The sequence below is a fragment of the Wenjunlia tyrosinilytica genome (genome assembly GCF_014646055.1).
GTDB classification, from domain to species: domain Bacteria; phylum Actinomycetota; class Actinomycetes; order Streptomycetales; family Streptomycetaceae; genus Wenjunlia; species Wenjunlia tyrosinilytica.
On record NZ_BMMS01000100.1, the window covers coordinates 1 to 5,034 of the forward strand.

The 5,034-nt window shown below is 68.8% G+C and carries 2 protein-coding genes and 1 pseudogene; 2 read left to right on the forward strand and 1 reads right to left on the reverse strand.

Annotated features, from left to right (window positions below; genetic code table 11):
- The coding region (locus IEY86_RS35565) for a transposase (RefSeq protein ID WP_229699070.1) at positions 1-397 on the forward strand (397 nt) is incomplete at its 5' end.
- Positions 398-655: 258 nt separating this feature from the next.
- Positions 656-3,976: a S8 family peptidase gene (locus tag IEY86_RS35570; protein WP_229699071.1), complete on the forward strand. Its 3,321-nt coding sequence runs from the start codon at positions 656-658 to the stop codon at positions 3,974-3,976.
- 274 nt (positions 3,977-4,250) lie between these two features.
- On the opposite strand, the pseudogene IEY86_RS35575 reads toward IEY86_RS35570, so the two are convergent.
- A pseudogene (locus tag IEY86_RS35575) lies at positions 4,251-5,034 on the reverse strand (hypothetical protein); the annotation flags it as partial.

The following is a 5,034-nucleotide window of genomic DNA, read 5'->3' on the forward strand; positions in this document are numbered from 1 at the left end:
CGAGTTCGCCGACGCCTGGGGCAGGACGTATCCGGCGATCGTGAAGCTGCGGGAGAACGCCCGGGAAGAGCTCACGCCGTTCCTGCGGTTCGGCACCGAGATCCGCCGCATCGTCTGCACCACGAATGCGATCGGGTCGGTGAACGCCCGGATCCGCCGGGCGGTCGAGGCTCGCGGGCACTTCCCGCATGAGCAGGCCGCGCTGAAGTGCGTCCACATGGCCATCATGTCGCTCGATCCCACCGGCAAGGGGCAGGCCCGCTGGACCATGCGCTGGAAGACCGNCGGGTCTGCGGTACCCCGCCTGAATCGGCTATCGGCGCCCCGGGGGCGCTTGGTTGCGGAAGCGTCAGGCTGGGTGCGCTGGCGGTTGGGGCGCCAACCAGCCGACTCCTGACGTTCCGTCCCGCCCGGCTCATGTCTGCGGGGGGTGCTGATTGGCTGCCGGTAGTCGGGCAGGCGTGGCCCGATCGTGACCGCTGTTACACAACCGCCAGGAAAGCTGCCTTGTTTCGTGAAGTGCCGCAAAGGAAGCATATGACGCACAGGCGGGGCGCGGTGGGTCTCGGGGGCTTTTTGCAGGGGGAAAGAAGTCGGCCCTTCTTGGTGCCTGTTGTGCACCCGTGCAGCGCAAGGGGATTCGAGAGGAAGAGTCTTGAGATCCAGGAAGAGGACCGGGGCGATCCTGGCCACCGCTCTGGCGACAGCTGTGTCGCTGGGCGTGACGTCGGGTGCTCTGAGCGCGTCCGTGGCCCAGCCCAACCAGGGGAAGGGCGGTGAGGGGTCGGCGGGCAACGGCGTCCGCACGGTCACGCTCATCACCGGTGACCGGGTGCACGTCGACGCCAGGGGCCGTGTCAGCTCGGTGGTGCCGGGCAAGGGCCGCAAGGGTACGGCGATCTCCGTGCAGCGGTACCAGGGGCACGCGTATGTGACTCCCGTGGACGCCGCCGCGCTGATAGCCCGGGGCAGGCTGGACCGGCGCCTGTTCGACGTTACCGAGCTGCTGAAGTCGAAGTACGACGACCAGCACCGCGGCACGCTGCCGCTGATCGTGTCATACAACGGGCACAAGGCCCGGGCCAAGGCCGCGATGCGCTCGTCCGGACTGACCGTCAAGCGCGACCTGCCGGCCGTCGACGGCGAGGCGCTGACGGCGGAGAAGTCCGCCTCCTCGAAGGTGTGGGAGGCGCTGACCGACGGCTCGGGCACCTCCCGTGGGGTGGCATCGGGCATCACCAAGGTCTGGCTGGACGGCGTGCGCCGCGCGAGCCTCGACAAGTCCGTCCCGCAGATCGGCGCGCCGCGGGCGTGGGCGGCCGGCTACACCGGCAAGGGCGTCAAGGTCGCGATCCTGGACACCGGTGTGGACGACACCCACCCGGACCTGTCCGACCGGGTGATCGCGAAGAAGAACTTCTCCAACTCCCCGGACGATGTCGACCGTGCCGGCCACGGCACGCATGTCGCCTCCATCGTGGCGGGGTCGGGCAAGAAGTCGGGCGGCAAGTACAAGGGTGTCGCTCCGGATGCGAAGCTGCTGGCGGGCAAGGTCCTGGGCGACGATGGCTCCGGCAGCGACTCCGGCGTCATCGCGGGTGCGCAGTGGGCGGTCGAGCAGGGTGCCAAGGTGATCAACTTCAGCCTGGGCAGCGCCGACACCCCCGAGGTGGATCCGGTCGAGGCGGCGGTCAACAAGCTCTCGGCCACCAAGGGCGTGCTGTTCGCCGTCGCGGCGGGCAACGACGGCCCCCGGGCGGGGACCGTGGGCTCTCCGGGCACTGCGGCCGAGGCGCTGACCGTGGGTGCCGTGGACAAGTCGGACAAGCTGGCCGGGTTCTCCAGTGTCGGCCCGACCGCCGACGGCTCGATCAAGCCCGACATCACCGCCCCTGGTGTGAACATCGTGGCGGCCAAGGCCGCCAAGAGCGAGGGCACCCCGGCCGCGCCCGGGTACATCTCGGCGTCGGGCACCTCCATGGCCACCCCGCATGTCGCCGGTGCCGCCGCGCTGATCGCCTCGCAGCACCCGGACTGGAGCGGCCGGCAGATCAAGCGGGCGCTGACCGCCTCGGCCGAGCCCGGTGACGCTCTGTCCGCCTTCCAGCAGGGTACCGGCCGGGTGGACCTGGGCAGGGCCATCGAGCAGACCGTGGTGAGCGATCAGACCTCGGTCGGGTTCGGCACCCAGCAGTGGCCGCACAACGACGACAAGCCGGTGACGAAGACGATCACCTACCGCAACACCGGCTCCAAGCCCCTCACCCTCGACCTCGCCGTCACGACCCTGGGCCCCGATGGAAAGCCCGCCCCGCAGGGCATGTTCAAGACCGACGTCGCCAAGGTCACCGTGCCGGCGGGCAAGACCGCGGATGTGAAGGTGACCGCTGATACCAGCGTGGACGCCAAGGACGGCGTGTACTCCGCCGCCCTGGTCGCCAAGGCCGCCGGCCAGAGGGTGCGCACCTCACTCGCCGTCGAGCGCGAGGTCGAGTCCTACTACCTCACGCTCAAACTCATCGACGCCAAGGGCAAGCCCGGCCAGATGCGTGGCGCCCTGGGGGGCCTGGACCAGAGGTACATCAAGCACCTGGATGGCAAGGGCACCGTCAAGGTACGGGTGCCCAAGGGCACCTACGCCCTCGACGCCATGGTCGACACCCCCCGTGCGGACGGTAAATCGGACGCGGCGCACCTGCCCCGGCCGAAGCTGTCCCTGACCAAGGACACCTCGCTGACCCTCGACGCCCGTAAGGCCAAACCGATCAGGATCACCCCGCCGGACAGCGCGGCGAAGCCCCTCGGCGTCTACACGGGCTTTGACGCCCGGGTCGGCGTCGGCGCCGCCTTCTACTGGGCCTTCCCTGACTTCAAGGGTGTCACCACCGCCCACCTCGGGCCCAAGCTGACCGCCAAGCAGTTCACCGGCGCCGTCGGCGGCGTGTGGGGCAAGGGCAGCACCCGCTGGAACCTGGCGTACACGCGGCCCGGCTCCTTCTTCACCGGCTACACCCACAAGACGACCAAGGACGAGCTCGCCCAGGTCAATATGACCATCGGATCGCCGGCCAAGAACAAGAAGTACTTCATCGCCGCCACCTTCGTCGACAAGTACGGCAGCGCGGGCGCGCCCGTCCCCACGGAAGCCGTCCCCGGCACCGCCAAGCACTACGTCAACACCCCGCCCGGTCTGGCCTGGGGCTTCCAATTGAGGCAGTACAGCGCCAAGGACGAGGTGGAGGCCAACCAGTGGGAACGTTCGCCCCGCGTCTACCGGGCGGGCAAGGTCTACCACACCACGTTCAACCAGGGCGTGTTCGGCCCCAGTGTCGGCAACGCCTCGGACGGCTACGGCGCCTACCGGATCAAGGACCAGCTGCAGGTGTGCATCCCGCTGTTCACCGACGGCTCCGGCCACTTCGGCGACTCGGTGTTCAGCAAGGCCAAGGTCGTCATCACCGCCGACGGCAGGACCCTCGTGAACGAGGCGGACCTGCCGTGCCTCGCCCAACCCGTCACCGGACTGCCGGACGCCAAGACCACGTACAAGGTCAGCGCCGACGTCAGCCGCGGAAGCGCGGTCTCGGCCGTCAGCACCCGGATCGTGGCGGACTGGACCTTCCCCTCCTCCCGCGTCCAGGGTGACAAGCCGGTCAGGCTCCCGCTGTCCACGGTCCGCTTCATCCCGAAGCTGTCCCTGGCCAGCACCGCCAAGGCGGGCAAGAAGCTGACCGTCCCGCTGCGGATCCAGGGCCCGGCCACCGGCTCCAACCTCAAGACCCTCGACGTGCGGGTCTCCTACGACGCGGGCACCACATGGAAGAAGGCCCCGGTCACGATGGACCAGGGCAACCGGGTCCTCAAGCTCAGCCACCCCAAGAACGCGACCTCGGTCTCGTTCAAGGTCAAGCTGACCGACAAGGACGGCAATGTCACCAACCAGACGATCTACAAGGCCTACGGCCTGGTGAAGTAACCACCGTCCAAGAGCACCCGCACCAGCGCGGGCCCCGGCACGCTTCCCCACAGGGTCACGATGCCGGGGCCCGCCCCTGCCTCTGTCGCACGCCACGCCAGTGGCTGGAAGCCGACCGCCGCGAGTTCGGCGACCACCGCTCGGTGATCGGTGCCGGGCAGGTGTGTTCACCCAGCGCGACCAGCCCTACCTCCGCGACAACGGCCGACAATACAGGGGCGAGGACAGGAGCGGCACCGGACCTGGCCGAGCGATCGGAAGGGAAACAGCGTGGTCATGCCTTACTCCTTGCGCCCTCCGCAGCGGCAGGGGCGGTCGGCGACCGGTCTTTGCAGCGGGTCGGCTGATCCGCCGTCATCGCGCTCCCTCCCGCTCCACCGTCGCCTTCGGGCACGGATACGCCACGCCCCACCCACGCCAGGAGCAGACTGAGGGTTCCCGCGATCGCCGGCCAGTAGACGTACCGGTAGTCGGTCGTCGGCATCAGGGGCAGATAGCCGAGCACATACGCGGCCGAGCTGACCCCCAGGGCCCGGACCGGCATCGAGAAGATCCCCCTGCCGGGGCGGAGTGCCAGCGCCAGCACGACGGCGAGCCAGAACCATCCGGCGAAAAGGAGCGGCAGATCCCTGACCGCCCCCGTGACATAGGTGCGGAGCGTGGCCTCCAGTCGAGGGTGCGCCACCTCGAGTCCCAGGCGGTCCGCGGCGATTCCGCGCTGGTACTCGTAGTGGTTGTCGAAGAGCAGTCCCGAGAAGAGCTGTAGGCGGTACTGCGCGTAGCCGGGGACATGGCCGGCCATCTCACTGATCCACAGGGACCTGATCTGGCCCGACCGTGCGACAGGCTGGTTAGTCTCGTGTGCGTAGCAGGTGAAGTAGGAGTTGGACAGGGATTTGATGCGGTCGCACTTCTCCGCCGCGGTCACGAGGCGGTCCCGGAGGTCCGGAGACACGGCCGCCGACCGCAGTTCGTTCACGCTCAGGACATGGATCAGGTCGTCCAGCATGATCTGCGATCCCTGGCTCATCCTGACGGGCCGCGCGAACGAGGAGATG